Source organism: Plastoroseomonas hellenica, from assembly GCF_018129085.1.
In the GTDB taxonomy this organism is placed as follows: Bacteria; Pseudomonadota; Alphaproteobacteria; order Acetobacterales; family Acetobacteraceae; genus Plastoroseomonas; species Plastoroseomonas hellenica.
This window is the reverse complement of the sequence record NZ_JAAGBB010000004.1, coordinates 167,564-190,055: the sequence shown is the minus strand read 5'-3', so window position 1 is coordinate 190,055 and position 22,492 is coordinate 167,564. Positions and strand designations below refer to the sequence as shown.

25 protein-coding genes and 1 pseudogene are annotated in these 22,492 nt (G+C 70.0%); 21 read left to right on the top strand and 5 right to left on the bottom strand.

Going from position 1 to position 22,492, the window contains the following annotated elements; translation table 11 throughout:
* The first annotated feature begins 9 nt into the window (after positions 1-9).
* Both GXW71_RS04910 and GXW71_RS34685 read left to right on the top strand, forming a co-directional pair.
* Positions 10-2,610 carry an MMPL family transporter gene (locus tag GXW71_RS04910; RefSeq protein WP_211851278.1) on the top strand — a complete coding sequence of 867 codons (2,601 nt, stop codon included), beginning with the start codon at positions 10-12 and terminating at the stop codon, positions 2,608-2,610.
* Positions 2,611-2,615: 5 nt separating this feature from the next.
* Positions 2,616-3,308, top strand: a pseudogene (locus GXW71_RS34685) (MlaA family lipoprotein); the annotation flags it as partial.
* 167 nt (positions 3,309-3,475) lie between these two features.
* Here the strand turns inward: GXW71_RS34685 and GXW71_RS34680 are convergent.
* Complete coding sequence (locus GXW71_RS34680) at positions 3,476-4,102, bottom strand: ABC transporter substrate-binding protein (RefSeq protein WP_246526275.1); 627 nt, start codon at positions 4,100-4,102, stop codon at positions 3,476-3,478.
* A gap of 361 nt (positions 4,103-4,463) precedes the next feature.
* Between GXW71_RS34680 and GXW71_RS04900 the strand changes: the two genes are divergently transcribed.
* Entirely contained in the window at positions 4,464-4,694 is a 231-nt protein-coding gene (locus GXW71_RS04900; protein ID WP_211851276.1) for a hypothetical protein, read from the top strand.
* Between the two features lie 25 nt (positions 4,695-4,719).
* Here the strand turns inward: GXW71_RS04900 and GXW71_RS04895 are convergent, their stop codons facing one another.
* Positions 4,720-4,884, bottom strand: coding sequence for a hypothetical protein (locus GXW71_RS04895; protein ID WP_211851275.1), 165 nt, complete (start codon positions 4,882-4,884; stop codon positions 4,720-4,722).
* Between the two features lie 316 nt (positions 4,885-5,200).
* Between GXW71_RS04895 and GXW71_RS04890 the strand changes: the two genes are divergently transcribed.
* Complete coding sequence (locus GXW71_RS04890) at positions 5,201-5,341, top strand: hypothetical protein (protein ID WP_211851274.1); 141 nt, start codon at positions 5,201-5,203, stop codon at positions 5,339-5,341.
* Here the strand turns inward: GXW71_RS04890 and GXW71_RS04885 are convergent.
* Positions 5,338-5,997: a DedA family protein gene (locus tag GXW71_RS04885; RefSeq protein ID WP_211851273.1), complete on the bottom strand. Its 660-nt coding sequence runs from the start codon at positions 5,995-5,997 to the stop codon at positions 5,338-5,340. The two genes, GXW71_RS04890 and GXW71_RS04885, sit on opposite strands and share 4 nt — an antisense overlap.
* A gap of 162 nt (positions 5,998-6,159) precedes the next feature.
* On the opposite strand from GXW71_RS04885, the gene GXW71_RS04880 reads away from it, so the two are divergent.
* Entirely contained in the window at positions 6,160-6,462 is a 303-nt protein-coding gene (locus GXW71_RS04880) for a hypothetical protein (protein WP_211851272.1), read from the top strand.
* Positions 6,463-6,465: 3 nt separating this feature from the next.
* Here GXW71_RS04880 and GXW71_RS04875 read toward each other — a convergent pair whose 3' ends face one another.
* Positions 6,466-7,860, bottom strand: coding sequence for an MmgE/PrpD family protein (locus tag GXW71_RS04875; RefSeq protein ID WP_211851271.1), 1,395 nt, complete (start codon positions 7,858-7,860; stop codon positions 6,466-6,468).
* A 137-nt stretch (positions 7,861-7,997) separates the two neighbouring features.
* Between GXW71_RS04875 and GXW71_RS04870 the strand changes: the two genes are divergently transcribed.
* The 12 genes from GXW71_RS04870 to GXW71_RS04815 all read left to right on the top strand — a co-directional run bounded on the left by GXW71_RS04870 (position 7,998) and on the right by GXW71_RS04815 (position 18,183).
* Entirely contained in the window at positions 7,998-8,174 is a 177-nt protein-coding gene (locus tag GXW71_RS04870) for a hypothetical protein (protein WP_211851270.1), read from the top strand.
* Between the two features lie 93 nt (positions 8,175-8,267).
* The gene (locus tag GXW71_RS04865) at positions 8,268-9,356 is read left to right on the top strand and encodes a polyamine ABC transporter substrate-binding protein (RefSeq protein ID WP_211851269.1); all 1,089 of its coding nucleotides are present in this window, start codon (positions 8,268-8,270) and stop codon (positions 9,354-9,356) included.
* Positions 9,357-9,361: 5 nt separating this feature from the next.
* Positions 9,362-10,435, top strand: coding sequence for an ABC transporter ATP-binding protein (locus GXW71_RS04860; protein WP_211851268.1), 1,074 nt, complete (start codon positions 9,362-9,364; stop codon positions 10,433-10,435).
* Positions 10,435-11,286: an ABC transporter permease gene (locus GXW71_RS04855; protein ID WP_211851267.1), complete on the top strand. Its 852-nt coding sequence runs from the start codon at positions 10,435-10,437 to the stop codon at positions 11,284-11,286. The genes GXW71_RS04860 and GXW71_RS04855 overlap by 1 nt, the downstream gene beginning before the upstream one ends.
* Positions 11,283-12,098: an ABC transporter permease subunit gene (locus GXW71_RS04850; RefSeq protein ID WP_211851266.1), complete on the top strand. Its 816-nt coding sequence runs from the start codon at positions 11,283-11,285 to the stop codon at positions 12,096-12,098. The genes GXW71_RS04855 and GXW71_RS04850 overlap by 4 nt, the downstream gene beginning before the upstream one ends.
* A 37-nt stretch (positions 12,099-12,135) precedes the next feature.
* On the top strand, positions 12,136-13,338 hold the full coding sequence (locus GXW71_RS04845; protein WP_211851265.1) for a pyridoxal phosphate-dependent aminotransferase: 1,203 nt from the start codon (positions 12,136-12,138) through the stop codon (positions 13,336-13,338).
* Positions 13,339-13,364: 26 nt separating this feature from the next.
* Positions 13,365-13,826 (top strand): GNAT family N-acetyltransferase, encoded by a 462-nt coding sequence (locus GXW71_RS04840; RefSeq protein ID WP_211851264.1) that lies wholly within the window; start codon positions 13,365-13,367, stop codon positions 13,824-13,826.
* Between the two features lie 32 nt (positions 13,827-13,858).
* On the top strand, positions 13,859-15,061 hold the full coding sequence (locus GXW71_RS04835) for a pyridoxal phosphate-dependent aminotransferase (protein ID WP_211851263.1): 1,203 nt from the start codon (positions 13,859-13,861) through the stop codon (positions 15,059-15,061).
* Positions 15,058-16,056 (top strand): GNAT family N-acetyltransferase, encoded by a 999-nt coding sequence (locus tag GXW71_RS04830; protein WP_211851262.1) that lies wholly within the window; start codon positions 15,058-15,060, stop codon positions 16,054-16,056. Before GXW71_RS04835 ends, GXW71_RS04830 begins: the two co-directional genes overlap by 4 nt.
* Before the next feature lie 140 nt (positions 16,057-16,196).
* Complete coding sequence (locus GXW71_RS04825) at positions 16,197-17,309, top strand: PP2C family protein-serine/threonine phosphatase (RefSeq protein WP_211851261.1); 1,113 nt, start codon at positions 16,197-16,199, stop codon at positions 17,307-17,309.
* 22 nt (positions 17,310-17,331) lie between these two features.
* A complete protein-coding gene (locus GXW71_RS04820; RefSeq protein ID WP_211851260.1) occupies positions 17,332-17,673 on the top strand; it encodes an STAS domain-containing protein in 342 nt (113 codons plus the stop codon).
* 78 nt (positions 17,674-17,751) lie between these two features.
* Entirely contained in the window at positions 17,752-18,183 is a 432-nt protein-coding gene (locus GXW71_RS04815; protein WP_211851259.1) for an ATP-binding protein, read from the top strand.
* Here the strand turns inward: GXW71_RS04815 and GXW71_RS04810 are convergent.
* Positions 18,170-19,060, bottom strand: coding sequence for an alpha/beta fold hydrolase (locus GXW71_RS04810; RefSeq protein WP_211851258.1), 891 nt, complete (start codon positions 19,058-19,060; stop codon positions 18,170-18,172). The genes GXW71_RS04815 and GXW71_RS04810 overlap by 14 nt on opposite strands.
* A 138-nt stretch (positions 19,061-19,198) precedes the next feature.
* Here GXW71_RS04810 and GXW71_RS04805 point away from each other — a divergent pair, with 138 nt between their 5' ends.
* The 4 genes from GXW71_RS04805 (at position 19,199) to GXW71_RS04790 (ending at position 22,436) form a co-directional block, all read left to right on the top strand.
* The gene (locus GXW71_RS04805; RefSeq protein ID WP_211851257.1) at positions 19,199-19,600 is read left to right on the top strand and encodes a carboxymuconolactone decarboxylase family protein; all 402 of its coding nucleotides are present in this window, start codon (positions 19,199-19,201) and stop codon (positions 19,598-19,600) included.
* A 56-nt stretch (positions 19,601-19,656) separates the two neighbouring features.
* A complete protein-coding gene (locus GXW71_RS04800) occupies positions 19,657-20,568 on the top strand; it encodes an NAD(P)-dependent oxidoreductase (RefSeq protein WP_211851256.1) in 912 nt (303 codons plus the stop codon).
* 251 nt (positions 20,569-20,819) lie between these two features.
* Entirely contained in the window at positions 20,820-21,386 is a 567-nt protein-coding gene (locus GXW71_RS04795) for an RNA polymerase sigma factor (protein ID WP_367617246.1), read from the top strand.
* 69 nt (positions 21,387-21,455) lie between these two features.
* Complete coding sequence (locus tag GXW71_RS04790) at positions 21,456-22,436, top strand: FecR family protein (RefSeq protein ID WP_211851255.1); 981 nt, start codon at positions 21,456-21,458, stop codon at positions 22,434-22,436.
* Positions 22,437-22,492 lie beyond the last annotated feature (56 nt).

Genomic DNA, 22,492 nt, shown 5'->3' with positions numbered 1-22,492 from the left:
CCGCGCCGGATGGCCGTTTCGCGCATCGGCCGCATCGTCGCGGCCAGTTGCCGGCTGCCGGTCACGGTGCTGCTGGTCGCGCTGCTGCTCACCGCGGCGGCGTTGCTCTACACCGCCCGCCACTTCGCGATCACGACCGATACGGCCGAGCTGATCTCGACCGAGCTCACCTATCGTCAGCATGAGCTCGCCTATGATGCCGCCTTCCCGCAGTTCCAGGATGTGATCGTCGCCGTCGTCGAAGGCGCGACGCCCGAGCTTGCCGATGCCTCGGCCAGCCGGCTGGTGGAGGCGTTGCAGGCCCAGCCCGCGCTGTTCCGTGCCGCGCGGCAGCCGGATGGCGGCGCCTTCTTCGCGCGCAATGGCCTGCTGCTGCTGCCGACAGCGCGCGTTCAGGCGACGATGGAGCAACTGGTTCGCGCCCAGCCTTTCCTGGGGCCGCTGGCGGCCGATCCCAGCCTGCGCGGCGTGATGGGTGTCATCGGGACCGCGTTGCAGGGGGTGGAAGGCGGCCAGGCCAGGCTCGATGACATCGCGCCCGCGATGGCCGCCATCGCCGGGACCGCCGAGGCTGCCCTGGCGGGCCGCCCGGCCTTCTTCAGTTGGCGCGATCTGATCGCCGGCTCGGCTGCCGGGTCGCGCGAGACCCGGCGGATCCTGCTGGTGCAGCCGGTCATGGACTATGCCGCGCTGCAGCCGGGTGCGGCCGCCAGTGCCGCGATCCGCGACACGGCACGCCGGCTCGGGATGGATCCGGCACACGGCGTGACCCTGCGGCTGACCGGGCCGGTGCCGCTGGCCGATGAGGAGTTCGCGACCCTCGCCCAGGACGCCGAGCTGGTCACCGGCGCCATGGTCGCCGCATTGCTCCTGGTCCTCTGGCTCGCTGTCCGCTCCGTGCGCTGCATGGTCGCGATCCTGGTCACGACGCTTCTCGGCCTGGTCATGACCACCGGGGCCGGGCTGCTGGCGACCGGGCGGTTCAACCTGATCTCGGTCGCCTTCATCCCGCTTTTCGTCGGGCTCGGCATCGATTTCGCGATCCAGTTCTGCGTCCGCTACCTCGCCGAGCGGCGGCTTGGATCCGGCCTGCACGGGGCTCTGGCGGCGACCGGCAGCGGGATCGGCCGGGCGCTGGCGCTCGCGGCGGCGGCGATCTGCGTCGGATTCTTCGCTTTCCTGCCGACCAGCTTCATCGGCGTCGCCGAGCTCGGGGCCATTGCCGGCCTCGGCATGATCATCGCCTTCGCGCTCAGCATCACCCTGCTGCCGGCGCTGCTGACCTTGCTGCATCCCGCCGGCGGCCGTGCGGAGATGGGATACGCCGCCCTTGCCCCGATCGAGGCCGTGCTGCGCGGCAACCGCCGCGCCGTACTGGTGGTGGCGGCGCTGGTGGGGGCCGGGTCGGTGGCGCTGCTGCCCTGGGTGCGGTTCGACTTCAACCCGCTCAATCTGCGCAGCGAAGCCGTGGAATCGATGGCCACGCTGCGCATCTTGATGGCCGATCCCGATCGCACGCCGAATACCGTCAGCGTCCTGGTGCCCTCATTGGAGCAGGCTCCGGCCATGGCGCGGCGCCTGCAGGCACTGCCGGCCGTATCGCATACCGTCACGCTGGACAGCTTCATCCCCGACCAGCAGGCGGAGAAGCTCGCGTTGATCCGGGATGCCGCCGCGCTGCTGGAGCCGACGCTCGAGGGCGTGGAGCGGCTGCCGCCGCCCGATGACGCGGCGCAGATCGACAGCCTGCGACGGACAGCCGCCGCCCTCCGCCAGGGCGCGGGACAGGCAGGGGATCCGGCCGCCGTCACCGCCCGCCGTCTGGCTGCCGCCCTCGATCAGCTCGCCGCCGCCCCGCCCGCCACGCGGGCGGCGGTGGCGACGGCGCTCGTCGAACCGCTCGGCATCCTGCTGGAGCAGGTGCGCGCCATGCTGGAAGCCGGCCCCGTCAGCCGCCAGACCCTGCCGCCGGAGCTGGTCGCCGACTGGCTGACGGCCGACGGCCGTGCCCGCGTCGAGGCCTTTCCCCACAGCGATGCCAGCGACGACGCCAGCCTGCAGCGCTTCTCCACCGCCATCCAGGCCATCGCCCCCGACGCCGCCGGCACGCCGATCTCCATCAAGGGGGCCGGCGATGCCATCGTCACCGCCTTCCTGCAGGCAGCACTGCTCTCGGCGCTCGCCATCACGCTGCTGCTCGCCCTGGTCCTGCGGCGGTCGCGCGACGTCCTGCTGACCATGCTGCCGGTGCTGCTCAGCGCGGCGCTGACGCTCGCCTCCTGCGTCGTCTTCGACCTGCCGCTGAACTTCGCCAACATCATCGCCTTGCCACTGCTGCTCGGCATCGGGGTCGCGTTCAACATCTACTTCGTCATGGCTTGGCGGGCTGGCGAAGCGCATCCGCTGCAATCGAGCCTGACGCGAGCCGTCGTGTTCAGCGCGCTGACCACGGCGACCGCCTTCGGCGCACTCTGGCTGTCGAGCCATCCCGGCACGGCCAGCATGGGGCGGCTGCTGATGGTCTCGCTGGGCTGGGAGCTGCTGGTCACCCTGCTGGTCCGTCCTGCACTGCTGGCGGTTCCGCCTACGGAACATCAGGAGGTCGTGTGAAACAGATGCGGCAGAGCCCCGATACCCGGCCCTATGCTCGGCCGATGCCCCCCCGATATCCCGCCCTGCTGCTGGCCCTGACCCTGTCCCTCGCGGCCTGCGCCCAGGGGCCGGGCACCACCGCGGCGCCCGGTGACCCGATCGAGCCCTGGAACCGGGACGTGCTGGACGCCAACATGGCGGTCGACCGCGCGGTGATCCGGCCCGTCGCCCTCGGCTATCGGGAAGCCGTGCCGGACTATGCCCGCACCCGCATCCGCCGCTTCGTCACCAACATGAACGAGCCGCGGGTGCTGGTGAACAACGTCCTGCAGGGCCGGATGCTGGACGCGGCGCATACGCTGCTGCGCTTCACCTTCAACTCGCTCTTCGGGCTCGGCGGTCTCTACGATGTCTCGACCGATTGGGGGCTCGCGCAGCGGACCGGCGATTTCGGGCAGACCCTGCATGTCTGGGGCATGGACAGCGGCGCCTACCTGATGTGGCCGATCGCCGGGCCGTCCAATGTGCGCGACAGCGTCGGCTGGGTCGCCGATGGTTTCCTGAACCCGCTGAGCTGGGTCATTCCCACCGAATATCTGATGGCCCGCGGCGCCGTGCAGGGTCTCGACCTGCGCGAGCAGACCATCGAAGGGCTGGACGAGCTGCAGCGCGGCTCGCTCGATTTCTATGCACGGCTGCGCAGCGTCTGGGAACAGCGCCGCAATGCCGAGCTCCGGCAGAGCACCGAAGGCGGCGCCAGCCCCGGGCCGGCACCGGCCGGTGGTCCGGCCGCGCCGGTTGGGGGGGAGCCCGATCCGGTCCAGGTGCTCTCCGATCCGGGGGCGGCCGACAAGGTCATCGCCATCCAGCCGCTGGCGCTGTCTCAGCCCCGCATCAGCGCCGCGGCGCGTCGGCGCAACTCCGCGATCAGGCGGTCCGGCCCGCCCTGCTGCAGGACGGTGGTGAATTCCGCCCGGCGCGACGCGAGCTCGCTGATCGTCCCGGTCAGATAGACATCGACGATCCGCCAGCCGGCGGAGGCCTGCCGCACCAGATAGTTCAGTTGCACGGGCGCGTCGTTCACGCGGTTCAGCGCGGTGCGCACCATCTGGTCACCGCTGCGCAACGTCGTGACGCCGGCCGTGGAGAAGCTCTCCCCGGAGAAGCCGTTGAAGCGGTTGGCATAGGTGGAGATCGACCACTCCGAGAAGGCCTGCACCAGTTGACCTTGCTGGTCCGGCGTCATGTTGCTCCAGGCCGGGCCGATCGCGATGCGGGTCATCGCCGGCAGGTCGAAGCTCGCCTGCATGACCGGCGCCAGCCGGTCGAAGCGGCCGCGCACGCCGAGGCTGCCGGCATTGCGCATGATCTCGAGGAGCGTGGCATGGAAGCGCTCCACCACCTCCGTCGGCGTCGCCTGAGCCCAGGCGGGGCTCGACACGGATGTCGCGGTCGCCATCGCGAGCAGCAGACGGCGTGTGGGAAAGTTGATGGCGTGACGATCCTGCATACGCGACGGTTAGCACGATCGGGGCTGGAGCGTGATCGGTTGAGGCGGAGTTGCCGAAAACCGTGAATCACGCGATCAAACAAGGCGCCTGGAGCGTGATCGCTTAGCTTGAAGCGATCACGCTCCAGGCGGGGGATCGACGGCAGCGCGACCGCGCCATCTCTGCGGATCATGGACGCGCCCCCTGGATAAACAATGCGTCAGGCACCCCGGCGCCGATATGCCAGGGGCGGCCTGGGACCATGGCTGTCGCGCATCTGTTCCGCACATGGCCGCCGCGGCGCGGCGTGCCGGCCCCTTGCGTCCAAAGGCGCTGATCACCTCGTCAGCATTGAGGCCGCGCCATGCAGGAGTGGAACCGGTGCAAGACGCCAGAGCCGTGCGATTGATCACCTACAGGCGGCATCGCCTGCAGGTCATGGACCAGGGGCCGGGATGGTCGGTCCTGATCTATCACCCGTCGAAAGGACTGTTCCGTCCGGCGCTGATGGAAACCGCGCAGCCGGGTGGCCTTGCCGCCTTGGTCGCCGAAGCGAAGTCCCGCATCGACGACAGCCTCATCGCCTGCCCCGGGTCGTCCGCCTTCGCCTGACGCCTTGCCGGTCGGGCGACCGCCGTCACGAAGCGCGCGGATGCGCCGGGAGAATCGCGCCGTCCGGTGGAGCCGCCAGGGCCAGCAGCCCGCGTTCGAAGGCGGGCAGCACGTGGAAGGTCTGTGGCCGCTCCTGACAGCCGGGCAGGAACGCCATCGCGAGCAAGGCGGCCGCCAGCGCGATGCGCATGGTCTCGCTCCGTCACGGGTTTGAGAGCCACTTGTGCCAGGGGTGGCGGCCCACTGGCAATCGGCTGGTGGCCGATATTTGCTCTTTTCGGCGATCGGCTTCGCTTTTGCTTAAGAAATGTAAGAAAATCCCGATTCCGTTGACGAAAATCTGCTCAGATCTTCCAGGAGAACATATCTCTTCGTCCGAAATTCTACTTCTGGATGAGGCCTCGATCGGGTCCGTGAACCGATCACAGTCGCGCTTCCTCGCGGATGCGTTGACAGCCCATCGCCTCGTGCTGCGGTAGGATATTCCCACGAGCATCGGTGGGGTCATGCGCGAAGTTTGGATCGTGCTGCTGGTGGCGGTTCTGAGCGTCGGTGGAATCGCCGCCATGAATTGGGTGATGGGACCGCCGGGCGGCAGCTCGCTCCTGATGCCGGTCAGCTTGACCGACGCCGGGGCGCGGACTTAGCCGGAAGCCCGGTTTCCGGGACGTCCCCTGCCGGCCTTGGCAGCGCGGAGATGCCGCCAGGCGAACCACGCCCCCAGCGCAACCAATGCAACCAGGATTGCTGCATCCAGGCGATGGAAGACCGCCCGGAGTGCCGGGTCGCTGTCCCAACGCTCGCCGAGCTCAGCGCCGACATAGGCCAGCGCATAGCACCAGAGCCAGGAGCCGACGAAGGTATAGGCCTGGAACGTCACCTGCCGCATGCGCGCGATGCCGGCGGGAAGGGCGATGAAGGTGCGGATGACCGGCAGCAGCCGGCCGATGAAGACCGTGATGGCGCCGTGGCGGGCGAAGAAGCGCTCCGCCCAGGCGAGTTCCTGCGAGCTGAGCAGGACGAACCTGCCCCAGCGCCGGATCAGCGCCGGGCCACCGTGTGCGGCCAGGGTGTAGACGATGGTCGATCCGATGTTGCAGCCCAGCGCACCCGCCGTCGCTGCTCCGACCAAGCTGAAGTGGCCGGTCGACACCAGGTAGCCCGCGAAGGGCATGATGATCTCGGAGGGCAGGGGAATGCAGGCGGATTCGATCGCCATCAGCGCCGCGACGCCGCCATAGCCGCCGGCGAGGATGACGGAGGTGATCGCGCTCGCCAGGGTGGCGAGAAGATTGGCGAGCATCGATCCTCCGGGTTCCGGGCATGCGCTATGGCCGGTTCATATCCGGCCTACTGGCGCCGCGGCGTGACATGGCGTTCACTCGGCGGAAACGCCTCGGGGTCGGCACGAAAGCAACCGGCAGGCGCGTCATGCGCTTCCCCTCCGATGATGGGAGGCAGAAGCATGGACAGGCGACATGGCATTCTGGCGGTCGCGGTCGCGGTGCTGACTGCGGCCGGCGCCGCTGCCCAGACCATACCTGCGCCACCGCCAGCCGGGACCCTGGTGCCGGAGCGGATCGAGCCGACGCCGCCGAGCCCGCGCCCGCCCAATGGGGAGCCGCGGCCGTCGCCGCGCAGCGCGCCTCCACCCGCCGCTGATCCCGGCATCGTGGCGCCGACGCGGCCACCGGCGCCGGACCCATCGCGGACACCGCTGGTGCCGCCGCAGCGTCCCGGCCAGCCGACGCCGGAAGCGCCGCGGTAGCGTTCAGCGCGCCTCGGCGAGCAGGCCGGTGATCCCGGCGAGGCTGTCGAGCGCCTCGACGCGCCCGACTAAGGCGATCAGGCGATCGGCCGCGGCGTCCGGCAGGCGGCCCCGCGTGTTGGTCCGGAACTTCGCCTCGATCTCGGCAGCGCTGACCGGGTTCTCGGGGCTGCCGCGCCGGTCGAAGACGTCTTCGATGAAGCGTTCGCCGGACACCGCCGTGACCTCCATGCGGCAGGCATGGCGGGCGGCGCGGCCGCGGGCATCGATCGCCTCGTCCTCGAAGACTTCGATGCGCTGCATGAAGCGGAGCAAGTCGGGATCCTGCAACCGCGCCTCGACATAGGCCTCGGCGGTGGCGTCGCCGTGCAGCGCGATGGTCGCCAGGCCGAAGAAGATGTTCATCTGCGCCGCGGTGATGCCGGCCGGCTTGTAGTCCCAGGCGGTGTGGACATGGGTCATATGCCCGACGCCGGCCTGGATCCTGGCGATGTCGGCCGCGGTGAGGCCGTGGCGGCGCATGATGGCTTTCAGCGCGTCGAGCGCGGCGTGGATGCTGGTGACGCTCGGGTACATCTTGTAGCCGACGGCCAGCGTCTCCCAGGTGGTGCCGAGGCCTTCGGTCAGGCGGGCGATGTCGGGCTTGCCGGAGAGCGTGCTCAGGAAGCCGCCATAGCCGGCCTCCAGCACGTCGGGGATGCCGGTGAAGCCGCGCTCGGCGAGTTGGGCTGCCTGGAGGCCGGCCTCGGCGGCGCGTCCGGCATGCAGGCGCTTCACCATCGCACCCTCCTGCGCGGCCATCAGCCCGCTGCCGAGCGAGCCCGCGATGCCGAGCGCATGCTGCATCCGCCCGGCATCGAGGCCGAGCAGGCGGCCGGCCGTCGCCGCGGCCACGAAGGCGCCGCTGGTGCCCTGCGGATGGAAGCCGTTGAGGAAGAGCTGCGTCGTCGCCGCATTGCCGACCCGGGTGCCGACCTCGTAGCCGGCGACAACAGCGGTCAGCAGGTCGCGTCCGCTGACCCCGGTCGCCTCGGCGAAGCCGAGGCCGATCGGCGTCACGATGGAATTCGGGTGCAGCACCGAATCCTTGTGGATGTCGTCCATCTCGAAGCCATGGCCCGCGGTGCTGTTCACCAGCACGGCCTTGGCCAGGGAAGCCTTGGCGCCGCTGCCCCAGATGCTGGCGCGCCCGTCACCGCCTTCGGCCAGCACGACCTCCCGCAGGATGCGCGTCCAGGGCAGGTCGGCGCCGTGCAGGCAGACGCCGATGCCATCGAGCAGGCAGAGCTTGGCGCGCTCGATGACGGCTTTCGGCAGGTCCTCGTACCGCAGACCCGCGGCGAAGCAGGCGAGGTCACGGGTCGCGTCAGGAAGCAGTGGCGGCAGGGATGCGGTCATGGACGTGAGCCTTTCCTCAAGTTTCCACCATCTTCCGCCCTCCACGGAGCCCGTCCATAGGCCCGTGAATGTCCCGAGCCAGCAGAGGCCCCGGCCGGTCGGGCCGGAGCCGGGCCGCGGCGCCACCGGACACCGCCATGCCGGAGGCGCCGCCACCGCCCCTGGTCCTGGCCGACCCGCCGCCGCGGCTCGCCGAGCCCATCGTGCTCGCCGCGCCGGAGGAGGAATCGGGCTTCGCCTGGTGGCCGTTCGCGCTGGCGCTGCTCGGTGCCACCAGCGCGGCCGGCTGCTTCTGGTGGTCACGCCGGGCCTGAAAATGCGGCATGGCCTCCGCCCGGGCGCGCCTGGCCCCTTCCGTCGCCGCGCCGCAGCGGCGAACATCGGCCCGGATCACGAGGACCAATGCGATGCCGCGCCTGCTGACCGCCCTGGCCCTGCTGCTGCTCGCCGCCCTGCCGGCGCGGGCGCAGCCGGTGCTGAACATCTACAACTGGTCGGACTACATCGACCCCTATGTGGTGCAGCGCTTCACGGCGGAGACCGGCATCCGGGTGCGCTACGACGTCTTCGATAGCCTGGAGACGCTGGAGGGCAAGCTCTCGGCCGGGCGGTCCGGCTATGACCTCATCGTGCCGACCAGCGAGCCGACCTTCGCCCGGCTGGTGCGCGCCGGTGCCCTTCGGCCGCTCGACCGGGCGCGCATCCCGAACTGGCGCAACCTCGATCCCGCCTTGATGGCGCGGGCGGCGAGTGTCGATCCCGACAACCGTCATGGCGCGATCTATCTCTGGGGCACGGTCGGCATGGGCATCCGGCCGGATCGGGTGCGCGCCGCGGCACCGGATGCCCCGATGGACACCCTCGCTCTGCTCCTCGATCCGCGGAATGCGCAGCGGCTCTCCCGCTGCGGCATCCAGGTGATGGACAGCGCCACCGACGTGATCCCTTCGGTGCTGCGCCATCTCGGCCTCGATCCCAACACGCAGAGCCAGGATGATTTGCGCGCGGCGGAACGCGCCCTGCTCGCGATCCGTCCCCATGTGCGCGCGATCCTGCCCTCGGGCTCGGTGCTCGACGCGCTGGCGACCGGCGATGTCTGCCTGGCGCTCACCTATTCGGGGGATGTGATCCAGGCCTCGGCGCGCGCGCGGGAAGCTGGGCGCGGCGTCGAGATCGCCTATGTGGCCCCGGCCGCCGGCGCCCAGCTCTGGTTCGACATGCTGGCGATCCCGGCCGATGCGCCGAACCCGGAAGCGGCTCAGGCCTTCATCGACTTCGTGCTGCGGCCCGAGGTGATGGCCGCCATCACCTCCCATGTCCGCTACCCGAATGCGGTGCCGGCCTCCCGCCCCATGGTCGCGGAAGCGGTGCGCAACGACCCGAGCGTCTACCCGACCGATGCGGCGCTCGCCGGGAGCTTCGTCGCCGGCACGCCGTCCCAGCAGGTGGAGCGGCTGCGCACCCGCATCTGGTCACGCTTCAAGGCCGGGCGCTGAGCAGGATGGCCGATACGCTGCTGGAGGCGCGTGGGCTGACGCGGCGCTTCGGCGCCGCGCTGGCGCTGGATGCGCTCGACCTCGCGATCCGTCCCGGCGAGTTCTTCGCCCTCCTCGGCGGCTCGGGCTCGGGCAAGTCGACCCTGCTGCGGCTGATCGCGGGTCTCGACGCGCCGGATGGCGGCGCGCTGTTCCTGGACGGGCGGGACATCACGGCGGATCCGCCCTGGGCGCGGCCGGTCCACATGATGTTCCAGTCCTACGCGCTGTTCCCGCATATGAGCGTCGCCGAGAATGTCGGCTATGGGCTGCGCCGCGTCGGCGTCGCGCGCGGCGAGCAGGCGCGCCGGATCGCGGAAGCACTGGCGCTGGTGAAGCTCGACGGGCTCGGCGCGCGGCGGCCGCACCATCTCTCGGGCGGGCAGCGCCAGCGGGTGGCACTCGCCCGCAGCCTGGTGATGCGCCCGCGCTTGTTGTTGCTGGACGAGCCGCTGGCGGCGCTGGATGCCGGGCTCCGCGAGCAGACGGGGTTCGAGCTGCGTGCCCTGCAGCGCCAGACCGGCGCCGCCTTCGTCATGGTGACCCACGACCAGGAGGAGGCCCTGGCGCTCGCCGACCGCATCGCGGTGCTGGAGGGCGGGCGCCTGGTGCAGGTCGGCACGCCGGAGGAGGTCTATTGGCGTCCGGCGACCGCCTTCGTGGCCAGGTTCCTGGGGGCGGCGAATATCGTGGAACCCGCGACTCTGCCGCTGAAGCCGCAGGTGGCCGGTGCCGCTGCCTATGCGCTGCGGCCGGAATATATCCGCCTGACCCGCATCGGTGGAGCATCCGATTCAGACCTCCGGGCCATTCGGCCCTCCGATCATCGGACGCTCGGCCATGAGGAGACCGGGCCCAACCGCGTCATGGGCGTGGTGCGCGAAGCTGCCTTCCGCGGCGATTCGACGCTGTTCGTGGTGGCGCTGGAGGCCGGCGGCGCGCTTCGCGTCACCGTCCATGCCGATGACCCGATGCCGGAAATGGGGGAGCGCGTGGCGCTCGCCTGGGACCCGGACGACCTCGCACCGCTCGCCGCTTGATGCGCAGGCTTCTGATCCTGGTGCCCGTTTGGGCCTGGCTGCTCGCTTTCGTGGCGGCGCCGGCGGTGATCCTGCTCGGCATCGCGCTCGGGCAGAGTACGGAAGGCATCCCACCCTTCGCGCCGCCGGTCGGGCCGGGTTTGGTCTGGCAGGGGAGTCTCGGGAATTTCGCGACGCTCTTCGAGGATGAGTTCTATTTCGATTCGCTGCTGCGGGCGCTGCGCATCGCGACGAGCACGGCGGCACTCGCGCTGCTGCTCGGCTTCCCGATGGCGCTCGCGATCGCCCGCGCGCCGCGCGCCCGGCAGGCGCTGTTGCTGGCGCTGGTGCTGCTGCCCTTCTGGACCGGCTTCCTGCTGCGCATGGGCGCCTTCATCGGGCTGCTGCGCGACCAGGGGCTGATCAACGGCCTGCTGATCGGGCTTGGCGTGGTTCAGGAGCCGTTACCGCTGTTGTACACCGAGGGCGCCATGCTGGCCGGCATGCTGCACGCCTATCTGCCCTTCGCGGTGCTGCCGCTCTACGCCGCGCTGTCGCGGCTGGATCCAGTGTTGGAACAGGCGGCGATGGACCTCGGCGCCACGCCCGGCGCCGCCTTCCGCACCGTCACCCTGCCGCTGGCGCTGCCCGGCATCATCGCCGGTTTCCTGCTGGTCTTCATCCCGGCGGCCGGCGAGTTCGTGATCCCGGAGCTGCTCGGGCCGTCGGAGGCGCTGCCGGTCGGGCGGGTGCTGTGGCAGGAATTCTTCCAGAACCGCGACTGGCCGCTGGCCGCGGCGCTCGCCGTCGCGCTGCTGGTGCTGCTGATCCTGCCGATCCGGCTGTTTCAGCGGTTGGAATCAAGGGCATGAAGCGCGGCCGCGTGGGCAGCTGGGGGCTGGCCCTGGGACTTGGCTTCCTCTGGGTGCCGGTGCTGCTGCTGGTCGGCTTCGCCTTCAGTGCCGACCGCATCCCCTTCCAATGGGGCGGCGTCTCGCTGCGCTGGTTCGCCGCACTCGCAGCCAATGAGCGGCTGATCGAGGCCGCCTGGCTCTCGATCCGCATCGCCGCCGGGGCGGCGACGCTCGCCATGCTGATCGGCGGCGCGGCCGGCTTCGCGCTCGCCCGCTGGGGCGGCTTCGGCGGGCGGGTGCTGCTCGGTGGCCTGATCGGCGCCCCCCTGGTGCTGCCGGAGGTGGTGACCGGCCTCTCCCTGTTGCTGACCTTCGTGGCGCTGGAAGCGCTGACCGGCTGGCCTGAGGGGCGCGGGGCGCTGACCGTGCTGCTGGCGCATGGGACGCTCGGCGCTGCCTATGTCGCGGTGGTGGTCCAGGCGCGGCTGGCCGGCGGCGAGCGGGTGCTGGAGGAAGCGGCCATGGATCTCGGCGCCGGGCCGTTCACCGCCTTCTGCACCGTCACCCTGCCGCTGATGGTGCCGGCGCTCGCGGCCGGCTGGCTGCTGGCCTTCACCCTCTCGCTCGACGACCTGGTGGTCGCGAGCTTCGTCTCCGGCCCCGAGGGGACGACCCTGCCGATGGTGCTGTTCTCGGCGCTGCGGCTCGGGCTGACGCCGGAGGTGAACGCGCTCGGCGCCGTGATCCTGCTGCTGGCCGGCGCGCTGGTCGGGCTTGCCATGCTGCTTCTGCGCGCACGGCGGGTTGAAGGGCAGGGGGAGGGCGGGTAGGGTCCCGCCCTTCCAGCAACCGCCCGACCAGGGTGCCATGAACCTCATCGCCGACCGCCTCGACCGCATCTCCCCCTCGCTGACCATCGCGATGACCGCGAAGGCCCGCGCCCTGAAGGCCGAGGGCAAGGACATCATCTCCCTCTCGGCCGGCGAGCCGGATTTCGACACCCCGCGCAACGTGAAGGACGCGGCGATCGCGGCGATCGAGCGTGGCGAGACCAAGTACACCGACGTCGCCGGCACCCTGGCGCTGCGGAAGGCAGTCTGCGAGAAGTTCAAGCGCGACAGCGGCGTCGAGTACAAGCCGGAGGAGATCCTGGTCGCGACCGGCGGCAAGCAGGTGATCTTCGACGCGCTGCTCGCCACCATCAATCCGGGCGACGAGGCGATCATCCCCGCCCCCTGCTGGGTTAGCTACCCGGACATCGTGGAGCTCGCCGAGGGTAAGCCGGTGATCCTGCCCTGCGGGCAGAACCAGGGCTTCAAGCTGACCGCCGAACAGCTCGAGGCGGCGATCACGCCGAAGACCAAGTGGTTCATCCTGAACAATCCGTGCAACCCGACCGGCGCCGCCTATACGCGCGACGAGCTGAAGGCGCTGACCGACGTGCTGGTGAAGCACCCGGATGTCTGGATCTTCAGCGACGACATCTACGAGAAGCTGATCTACGACGGCATGAAGGCGGTGACGGTGGTCGAGGTGGAGCCGCGGCTGCGCGATCGCACGGTCACCATGAATGGCTGCTCCAAGGCCTATGCCATGACCGGCTGGCGCATCGGCTTCGCCGGCGCGCCGGTGACGCTGATCAAGGCCATGGACAAGCTGCAGAGCCAGTCCACCTCCAACACCAGCTCGATCTCCCAGGCCGCCGCCGTGGAGGCGCTGGCCGGCCCGCAGGAGAGCATCGAGGCGATGCGCGTCGTCTATGAACGCCGCCGCGACCTGGTGGTCGAGATGCTGAACCAGGCGCCGGGCATCCGCTGCCACAAGCCGGAAGGGGCCTTCTACGTCTATCCGGACGTGCATGGCTGCCTCGGCAAGACCAGCGCCGGCGGGCGGAAGATCGACGGCGACGAAGCCTTCGTGCTCGGCCTGCTGGAGGAGCATGGGGTCGCCGCGGTGCACGGCACGGCCTTCATGTTCCCCGGCCATTTCCGGATCAGCTACGCGACCGACGATGCCTCGCTGGTCGAGGCCTGCAAGCGCATCCAGACCTTCTGCGCGGGGCTGCGCTGACCGCGCCCGAATTCCGCCTGCGCCCGGTGGCGGAGGCGGATTTCGAGCCGCTGCTCGACCTCAGCATCCGCGTGCTGCGTGCGGATCTGGAGCGGCTTGGCCGCTGCGACCCGGAACGCCGCCGCCGCCGCATGCGGGAGGGCTTTGATCCCCTGATGATGCGGGCGATCGAGGGCGAGGGCGGTCTGCTCGGCTGCATCGCCACGGCGGAAGCGGCCGATCATGTCGAGCTCTACGGCTTCTATATCGAGCCCAGCGCGCAGGGGCAGGGCCTCGGTGCTGCGGTCTTCGCCGCCTTGCGCGCCGAGTTGCCAGCCTTGCCGATCCGTATCGAGGTGCTGAAGGGCAGCCGCGCCCGGCGCTTCTGGGAGCGCCAGGGCTTCCGCTTCGTCAGCAGCCAGGATTTCGACGATCTGATGGAGCGGTCGGCCGAGAAGCGGATCGCCGCTTCAGCTGACCATCTTGGTGCCGCAAAGGCGGGGGACTAGGCTTCCCGCCGCAACATAGGACAGCCCTCACGATGCCCGCCCTCGCCGACCGCCTCAAGGAGTTCTCGATCTCCGCCTCCGTTGTCATGACCGTGAAGGCGCGCGAGCTGGCCGCGCAGGGCATTAAGGTCATCAGCCTCGCCTCCGGCGAGCCGGATTTCGCGAGCCCGCCGCATGCAGTCGAAGCGGCGCACAAGGCGGCGCTGGCGGGCGACACGAAGTATCCGCCGCAGGATGGCACCAAGGAGCTGAAGCAAGCGATCCAGCGCAAGTTCAAGCGCGACAACAAGCTCGACTACGCGCTCGATGAGATCATCGTCACCAACGGCGGCAAGCAGGCGATCTTCAACGCCTTCATGGCGAGCGTGAACCCGGGCGAGGAGATCGTGATCCCGGCGCCCTACTGGATCTCCTACGCCGACATGGCGAAGGTCGCTGGCGGCAAGCCGGTGCTGGTGAGCTGCCCGCAGAACAACGGCTTCAAGCTGCGCGCCGAGGATCTGGAAGCGGCGATCACGCCCAACACCAAGTGGGTGATGCTGAATTTCCCGAACAACCCGACCGGTGCCGCCTGCTCCCGCGAGGAGATGCAGGCGATCGCCGAGGTGCTGCTCCGCCATCCGCATGTCTGGGTGATGACGGACGACATGTATGAGCACCTCGTCTATGACGGCTTCGAGTTCTGCACCATCGCGGAGGTGGAGCCGCGACTGAAGGACCGCACGCTGACGGTCAACGGCGCGTCGAAGACCTATGCGATGACCGGCTGGCGCGTCGGCTTCGCCGGCGGGCCGAAGGCGCTGATCAAGGGCATGATCAACATCCAGGGCCAGGCGACCTCCGGCGTCTCGACCATCGGCCAGGCGGCCGCCGCCGCGGCGCTGGACGGCCCGCAGGATCTGGTGCGCGAACGCGCCGCGATCTACCGGGAGCGCCGCGACCTGGTCGTCGACATGCTGAACCAGGCGCCCGGCCTTGCCTGCCACAAGCCGGAGGGCGCCTTCTACGTCTTCCCGAATGTCGCCGGCTGCCTCGGCAAGACCAGCGCCGGCGGCCGCAGGATCGAGACCGACGGCGACTTCGCCCTGGCGCTGCTGGAGGAGAAATACGTCGCGACGGTCCAGGGCTCCGCCTATGGCATGAGCCCTTATATCCGCATCTCCTACGCGACCGACACCGCGAGCCTGCGCGAGGCCTGCGCGCGCATCCAGGAATTCTGCCGGGACCTGCGGTGAGCATCGCGCTCCGCCCCGGCCGGGACGCGGATGCGGACGGCTTCATCGCGCTGATCGACGCCTGCTGGGCGGAATATCCCGGCTGCGTCCTCGATGTGGATGGAGAATTGCCGGAGCTGCGCGCGCTCGCCTCCTGGTTCGCGGAGGCGGGCGGCGTGCTCTGGGCGGCGGAGGGCGACGGGCGCATCATCGGCATGGTCGGCACCAGGCCGCTGCGCGAGGATGCGGCCTGGGAGATCTGCCGCATGTATGTGGCGAACGCCGCGCGCGGCAGCGGCCTCGCCCAGACGCTGCTCGACACCGCGGAAGCGCATGCGCGGACGGCGGGGGCGGAGCGGATGGTGCTCTGGACCGACACCCGCTTCGCTCGCGCCCATGGCTTCTACGAGAAGCGCGGCTATGTGCGGCAAGGCTCGATCCGCATCCTCGACGACGTCTCGAAATCGCTGGAATTCCGCTATGCCAAGCCGGCGCGCGGCCTGATCGTGGAGGCGCTCGACGCTGCTGCGGCGGCGAGCGCGGAGCGGCGGCTGGCCGAGATCCTGGTGGCCTGCGTGGCGGGCGGGGCCTCGGTCTCCTACCTGCCGCCGCTGCCGCTGGAGCGGGCGCGGGGCTTCTGGCAGCGCGTCTCCTCCGAAGTCGCGCAGGGCAAGCGGGTGCTGCTCGCGGCCTGGGCAGATGGGCAATTGGCGGGGACGGTGCAGCTCGATCTCGGCACGCCCGAGAACCAGCAGCATCGCGCGGAGCTCGCCATGCTGCTGGTCGATCCCGCCTTCCGCCGGCGGGGCATCGCGCGCGCCCTGATGCGGCGGGCCGATCAGGCGGCCTGGGCGCATGGCCGCAACCTGATGACGCTCGGCGCGCGTGCCGGCGATGTCGGGGAGGCGCTCTACCGCGACCTCGGCTGGCAGGAGGGCGGGCGCATCCCGGGCTATGCGCTGAATGCCGACCGCACGCCGGCCGATCGGCTGCTGTTCTGGAAGCGGCCTGGCTGATGCCCGCCCAGCCCGGCCGTAACCGCCGCAATCGCTAGAATAGTTGCGCTCCGCTTTGTTACGCTTCACCATCTCAGGCTCTTGTTTTGACGCGCATCTTCACCCGTTCGGGTGAAGACACCCGAACGGGATCTGCTCCGATGGCGGACGAGACCGAGCGCACCATGGTCCGGCGCGCGATGCCGGACATCGCGGCCGACCCCGACAGCCTGCTGCATCTCCTGGTGATCGAGGCACCGGGGGAGGCGCCGCGCCGCATGCCGATTGGCCGGGCGCCGATCCGTGTCGGCCGTATCCCCGGCAACGACATCGTGCTGCCATCCTTCGAGATCTCGCGTGCCCATTGCCTGATCGCGCTGGAAGGGGAGGACGCGATCGTCACCGATCTCGATTCCACCAATGGCTGCGTCCTTGATGGCGCGCGGATCGTGGCGCCGGCGGTGCTGCGGCCCGGCGCGCGGCTCAGGCTCGGGCCCTATTCCATCACGCATCTGCATGGGCCGCGTGCCGAGCTGGAACGCGGCACGGAGATGGAGCGCGACCTTGCGAAGGCCGGGCGCTACGTTCAGGCGCTGCTGCCGCCGGCGATCACGGAAGGGCCGGTGCGGGTGGATTGGCGCTTCCTGCCATCGGCCGGCATCGGCGGCGACGGCTTCGGCTACCGTGCCCTGCCGGATGGTCGCTTCATGGTCTACCTGCTCGACGTCTCCGGCCATGGCGCGGGTGCGGCGCTGCTTGCGGCCAGCGTGATGAACGCGCTGCGCCAGGGCGGGCCCGCCGGCTGCGACGCCGGCGATCCGGCGGCGGTGCTGGCCGGGCTCAATGCCGGCTTCCAGATGGACAGCCACGGCGGCCTCTACTTCTCGCTCTGGTATGGGGTCTACGACCCGGCGACGCGGCGGCTGCACTTCGCGGCAGCGGGGCATCATCCGGCCTATCTCGGCATCGTACCACTCTGGACCCGCAATCCGGCGATCGGGCTGGCGGAGTCGGATTGGCGCTTCGCGGCCGCGGAAGCGGCGGTGCCGCCCGCCGCCCGCCTGGTGCTGTTCAGCGACGGCGCCTTCGAGGTGCGGGCACCGGATGGACGCCAACTGGGCCTCGCGGATTTCCTGCCGTATCTGTCAGCATCGCCGGTGGCGGGTCTGGCGGAGCCGGCGGAGCCGGCGCGCCTGCTGGCCGTGGCCCAGGCGGCCGCGCGGCCGGGCGCGATGGAGGATGATGTCGCCATCCTCGTGCTGGATTTTCCGTGAGGCGAGGGGAACAGGGGGAAGAATGCAATTCAAGATCGTCGAAATCGATGCGGGGCTATGCCGGGTCGAATTGTCGGGGCGGCTCGATGCCGCCGGCGCCGAGATGCTGGATGCACCGCTCAGCGCGCATTTCGCTGCGATGCGCCGCGCCGTGGTGATCGACCTTTCGGACGTGCCCTTCGTGGGCTCGCTCGGCATCCGCGTGCTGATTTCAGCAACCCGGCTGCTGAAGCGCCACGGACAGCAGGTGGCACTCTATGGCGCCAATGCGATGGTGCTGGACGTGCTCCACACGGTGTCGCTCGATCAGCTCATTCCAATCGCAGCGGACGAGGCCTCGGCACGCGCGCTCGTCGGCGCTTGAGCGCAGGAGCATCTTCACCCATTCGGGTGGAGGCACCCGAACGGGTGAAGATGCTCGCCAGGACACGGAACTTGAGCGGTGAAGCGAAGCAAGGCGAAGCAAAGCCGCTCCGGCGGACCGCTGCGGCTGGTGATTGCCGGCGGCGCGGAAGCGGTGGTCGCTGCCGAGCAGCGGCTGATCACCTTCCTGAACGATGAGGGGCTGCCGGAAGGCGCCGCTGCGCGAGCGGCGCTGCTGCTGGAGGAGGTCGTGCTGAACGCGCTGCGCCACGGCGCGGCGCCCAATGTCGAGGTCGAGGCGCAGATCGGGGCCGACGGCATCAGCCTGGTCTTCGAGGATTCCGGTGTGGCTTTCGATCCGCTGGCCGGTGAGGTCGCCGCACCGGAAACCGGGGCGGAGCAGCCCGGCGGCCGCGGGCTGCTGCTGATCCGGCGTTTCTCGACGGCCGCGCGCTATACGCGGAGCCCGGATGGCCGCAATCGGCTCGAGCTGCGGCTCACGCCCGGATAAGGAAGCCGTCGAGCGCGGCGAGCACCGCCTCCGGCGCTTCCTCAGCCAGGTAATGGCCGGAGGGGACCGGCCCGCCGGAGACGTCCGCATCCGCATAGCCGCGCCAGATCGCGAGCGGATCGTACCAGGCGCCGATCTTGCCGCGGGCGCCCCAAAGTACCTTCAGCGGGCAGCGGATGCGCTGGCCGGCGGCGCGGCTGGCGCGGTCATGCTCCAGGTCGAGCCCGGCTGCGACGCGGTAATCCTCGCAGATCGCCTCCACCGTGCCCGGCTGATGCAGGGCGGCGAGGTAGTCGGCGCGCGCTTCGGGGTGGAAGAAGCTGCGGTCCTTGGGCTCACGGCTGGTGTGCAGGTCGAACCAGTCCTCGACGTCGTGCCTGATCATGCGCTCCGGCAGCGGATGCGGCTGGGCCAGGAAGAACCAGTGCCAGTAACCCATGGCGAACGCCATGTCGGCACGCTCGAAATGCTCGATCGTCGGCACGATGTCGAGCAGCGCGAGGCGGAGGACGGCATCCGGGAAGTCGATCGCCAGGCGATGTGCGACCCGCGCGCCGCGGTCATGCGCGACGAGCTGGAAGCGGTCATGGCCGAGTGCCCGCATGACGCCCGTCATGTCGGCGGCCATGGCCGTCTTGGCATAAGGCGCATGATCGGCGCTGACCGGCGCCTTGTGGGAGAAGCCGTAGCCGGTGATATCGGCGCAGATCACGGTGAAGCGCTGCGCCAGCATCGGCGCCACGCGATGCCACATGGCATGGGTCTGCGGATTGCCGTGCAGCATCAGGAGCGGCGGCCCTTCGCCGCCGCGCCGCAGCCGGAAGGACCGGCCGCCGAGATCGACTGTCTCCAGCGTGAAGCCTTCGAAGAACGCCATCTGCCGCTTCCTCAACCTCGGATCGAGCCGCTCCGCTTCGCGCCGCCGATCTGTTTTTGTCCGACAATCAGACTATCCCCAGTTGACCCCAGGGCCACTGCGCGCAAGCCTGTGCCCGAAACCCGAAGGAGGGAACCGATGTCCGACGATAGCGCGCTCTTTGACAAGGGCCTGCCGATCCGCCGCGCCGTGCTGGGCGCCGAGTATGTGGATGGCTCCATGGCCAAGGCCGACGACTTCATGATGTCGTTCCAGCGCGCCACCACCGCGATCGCCTGGGGCTGGGCCTGGGGCGACCCGACGCTCGACCGCAAGACCCGCAGCCTGCTCAACCTCGCGATGCTGACGGCGCTCGGCAAGACGCCGGAGATCAAGCTGCACGTGAAGGGCGCGCTGAACAACGGCGTGAGCGTCGAGGAGATCAAGGCGACGCTGCTGCACGCGACGGCCTATTGCGGCATCCCGGCCGGCCTCGACGCCTTCAAGGCGGCGCATGAGGTACTGGTGGCCGAGGGCGCGCTTCCCGCGAAGAAGGCGTGACTGCCGCGTCCGATGACCGAAGCGCCGAAGGGCGCGGAGGTCTGAATCGGCCGCGCATGGATGTTTCCAAAATTGGTTTCATCGGCATCGGCAACATGGGCTGGCCGATGGCGGCCAACCTGGTGAAGGCCGGATTTGCGGTGGCGGTGAGCGACGCCGTCCCGGGCCGCGCGGACAAGTTCGTGGCGGAGGCCGGCGGCACCGCCGCCGCCGGTCCTGCGGAGGCCGTGCGTGGGGCGGAGGTGATCATCACCATCCTGCCGACCAGCAAGCAAGTGGCCGAGGTCGCGGCGCAGATCGCGCCGGTGCTCGCCGCCGGCAGCGTGCTGGTCGACATGACCTCCGGCGCGCCGGGCCGCACGCGGGAGATCGCGGCGACCCTCGCGGAGCGCGGCGTCGCGGTGGTGGATTGCCCGGTCTCCGGCGGCGTGCCGCGCGCGAAGAGCGGCGAACTCGCGATCATGGCGGGTGGCGAGGATGCGGTGCTCGACCGCGTCGATCCGGTGCTGCGCGCCATGGGCACCAGCATCCATCGCTGCGGCGGCGTCGGCGCCGGCCAGGCGATGAAGGCGCTGAACAACCTGGTCAGCGCCGGCGGCTTCCTGATCGGCATCGAGGCGCTGCTGATCGGGCAGCGCTTCGGCCTCGATCCCGCGCTGATGGTCGATGTGCTGAACGCATCGACGGGCATGAACAACTCCACCCAGAAGAAGTTCAAGCAGTACGTGCTGACGCGGCGCTTCGATTCCGGCTTCGGGCTCGACCTGATGGTGAAGGACCTGTCGATCGCGCTCGAGGTCGGGCGCGAGACCGGGACGCCGACGCCCTTCTCGGCGCTCTGCCGGGAGCTTTCCGCCAGCGCCTCGGCGCTGCTCGGACCTGGGCAGGACCACACGGCGCTGGCGCAGCTCTCGGAGAAGCTGGCCGGCGAGGCGCTCGGCGGCGGCAACCGGGCAGGGGCAGGCTGAAACTACGCGTTGAGACGTCTTGGCGGACATTCGGACGGGCTGCAGCCCGTCCGCACGGGTTCGGGTAGTTTCGGGCCTCCTAGTTGCAAATGACTCGCAAACGCGTTACGCGACCTCGGCCATCGGGGATGGCGTAGCGATATCATTGTGCAGCGGAGAGAGCCCGTGCCGAGGCCTCTGGAATACTCGCCCTGCACGGAGCGGACCTGCGAGCATGCGGGTGCTGCCATGGGGGCATTGGCAAAGCTTCGGTGGGTGCGGCGCATTCTCGCTGGGCTTCGCACTGCCCGGTGAGCGATCAGGTACGAGAAGATCTCGACCGGGTATTCATCCGCGAGCGCTTGGTACTCGTGCGTGGCCTGGTCCGGATGGTCGGCAGCCTGCCGATCGCCGAGGAATTGATCCAGGACGCCTACCTCAAAGTGTCGGCGGCCCTGCGGGACCGGCCGGTCGAACACCTCGCGCCCTTCCTTCATCAGACGGCCAGGAACCTGGCGCTGGATCACCTCCGCTCGGTCAGGCGCCGCGGTACCGTGGTGCTGCCGGAGCATGCGGTCCGGAACCTGGACGAGATCCCGGTGGCGGTGGCGAACCCTGAAGCCAGCGCCCGCGACAGGCAGCTTCTTCGGCGCCTGGATGCCGCCCTGTCCCGCCTTCCCCGGCGCCAGCAGCGGATCTTCGTCCTGAGCCGGCTCGAGGGCGTGACCCTCGGCGACATCGCCGCCCTTTTGGGTGTCTCGCTGAGCACGGTCCAGAAGGACCTCAAGGCGGCCATGCTCGCCTGCATGACCGTGCATGCGGAGCTGGACCGGCCGTGATTACGCGTTGTCGCCGTGCCGGACGTCATGTCAACGGGAGCAGCCGGTTAAGGATCGGGGCTTGCTGAGATGAGCGAGGGAAGACCGGCCGGCCAGGCGCTCGGGCCGGTGATGGACCAGGCCCTGGATTGGCACATCCGCCAGCGGTCCGGCGGCTGGGGTGGCGCCGAGCAGGCCGCCTTCGACGCCTGGCGCGCATCGGATCCGGCGCATGAAGCGGCGTGGCGATCCGTCAGCGCCGTCTGGTCCTCGCCGCAACTGAAGCAGGCGGCGCGGCTTGCCCAGGCACGCCTCGCGCCTCCGTCCCCGGCGGCCAGGCCGCGCCGTTCCTTGCCGGGCTGGCCCTGGCGGCGGGCGAGTTCGATCGCGGCGGCGGCGCTGGTCGCGGCCTGGATCGGCTGGCGCTTTGACCTGCCGACGCGCCTGCAGGCCGACCTCGTGACGGGTACGGGCAACCAGGAGAGGCTGACCCTGGAGGATGGCTCGCGGCTCGTCCTCGACACCGGCACGGCCATTGTCGCGGAGATGAGCAGCAGCCGGCGACGCGTCCGGCTTCTGAAGGGCGCCGCCTATTTCGACGTTGCTTCCGAACAGGCTCGCCCTTTCGAGGTGCGGGCCGGATCGACGCAGGTCCAGGTCACCGGGACGGCGTTCACCGTGCGGTATCTCGACGGGCGGGTGACGGTCGCGGTGCGGCACGGCGCGGTCCTGGTCGGGCGGCCAGGTGGGGGAACGGTGCGCCTGACCGCGAGCCAGCAGGTCCAGGTCGACGCCGAGGGCGTTGGTCCCGTGGAGGGGGTGAATGCCGCGGCCGCCATGGCCTGGGTCGACGGGCGGCTCGTCTTCGTGGATCAGCCGCTGCGGGACGTCCTGCACGAGTTGCGGCGCTACCATCCCGGCCTGATCATCCTCGGCGACGGGCGGCTCGGCGCCGTGCGTCTGACCGGCAATTACCGCCTTGACGACCCGGTCCAGACCCTGGCTTCGCTCGCGGCCATCCTGCACGCCCGGATGACCCGGATCACGGATACGGTGCTGATCCTCCACTAGCACCGGGATCGTCCGGCCTTTTTTACGCGTTCTGCCCCGCTCGGACGTCGGGTCAT

Excerpts from the sequence above, each read along its gene's own strand:
- GXW71_RS04910 (WP_211851278.1), top strand. The coding sequence starts at position 10 with ATGGCCGTTTCGCGCATCGGCCGCATCGTCGCGGCCAGTTGCCGGCTG.
- GXW71_RS34680 (WP_246526275.1), bottom strand. The coding sequence starts at position 4,102 with ATGCAGGATCGTCACGCCATCAACTTTCCCACACGCCGTCTGCTGCTC.
- GXW71_RS04895 (WP_211851275.1), bottom strand. The coding sequence starts at position 4,884 with ATGCGCATCGCGCTGGCGGCCGCCTTGCTCGCGATGGCGTTCCTGCCC.
- GXW71_RS04890 (WP_211851274.1), top strand. The coding sequence starts at position 5,201 with ATGCGCGAAGTTTGGATCGTGCTGCTGGTGGCGGTTCTGAGCGTCGGT.
- GXW71_RS04885 (WP_211851273.1), bottom strand. The coding sequence starts at position 5,997 with ATGCTCGCCAATCTTCTCGCCACCCTGGCGAGCGCGATCACCTCCGTC.
- GXW71_RS04880 (WP_211851272.1), top strand. The coding sequence starts at position 6,160 with ATGGACAGGCGACATGGCATTCTGGCGGTCGCGGTCGCGGTGCTGACT.
- GXW71_RS04875 (WP_211851271.1), bottom strand. The coding sequence starts at position 7,860 with ATGACCGCATCCCTGCCGCCACTGCTTCCTGACGCGACCCGTGACCTC.
- GXW71_RS04870 (WP_211851270.1), top strand. The coding sequence starts at position 7,998 with ATGCCGGAGGCGCCGCCACCGCCCCTGGTCCTGGCCGACCCGCCGCCG.
- GXW71_RS04865 (WP_211851269.1), top strand. The coding sequence starts at position 8,268 with ATGCCGCGCCTGCTGACCGCCCTGGCCCTGCTGCTGCTCGCCGCCCTG.
- GXW71_RS04860 (WP_211851268.1), top strand. The coding sequence starts at position 9,362 with ATGGCCGATACGCTGCTGGAGGCGCGTGGGCTGACGCGGCGCTTCGGC.
- GXW71_RS04855 (WP_211851267.1), top strand. The coding sequence starts at position 10,435 with ATGCGCAGGCTTCTGATCCTGGTGCCCGTTTGGGCCTGGCTGCTCGCT.
- GXW71_RS04850 (WP_211851266.1), top strand. The coding sequence starts at position 11,283 with ATGAAGCGCGGCCGCGTGGGCAGCTGGGGGCTGGCCCTGGGACTTGGC.
- GXW71_RS04845 (WP_211851265.1), top strand. The coding sequence starts at position 12,136 with ATGAACCTCATCGCCGACCGCCTCGACCGCATCTCCCCCTCGCTGACC.
- GXW71_RS04835 (WP_211851263.1), top strand. The coding sequence starts at position 13,859 with ATGCCCGCCCTCGCCGACCGCCTCAAGGAGTTCTCGATCTCCGCCTCC.
- GXW71_RS04825 (WP_211851261.1), top strand. The coding sequence starts at position 16,197 with ATGGCGGACGAGACCGAGCGCACCATGGTCCGGCGCGCGATGCCGGAC.
- GXW71_RS04820 (WP_211851260.1), top strand. The coding sequence starts at position 17,332 with ATGCAATTCAAGATCGTCGAAATCGATGCGGGGCTATGCCGGGTCGAA.
- GXW71_RS04810 (WP_211851258.1), bottom strand. The coding sequence starts at position 19,060 with ATGGCGTTCTTCGAAGGCTTCACGCTGGAGACAGTCGATCTCGGCGGC.
- GXW71_RS04805 (WP_211851257.1), top strand. The coding sequence starts at position 19,199 with ATGTCCGACGATAGCGCGCTCTTTGACAAGGGCCTGCCGATCCGCCGC.
- GXW71_RS04800 (WP_211851256.1), top strand. The coding sequence starts at position 19,657 with ATGGATGTTTCCAAAATTGGTTTCATCGGCATCGGCAACATGGGCTGG.
- GXW71_RS04790 (WP_211851255.1), top strand. The coding sequence starts at position 21,456 with ATGAGCGAGGGAAGACCGGCCGGCCAGGCGCTCGGGCCGGTGATGGAC.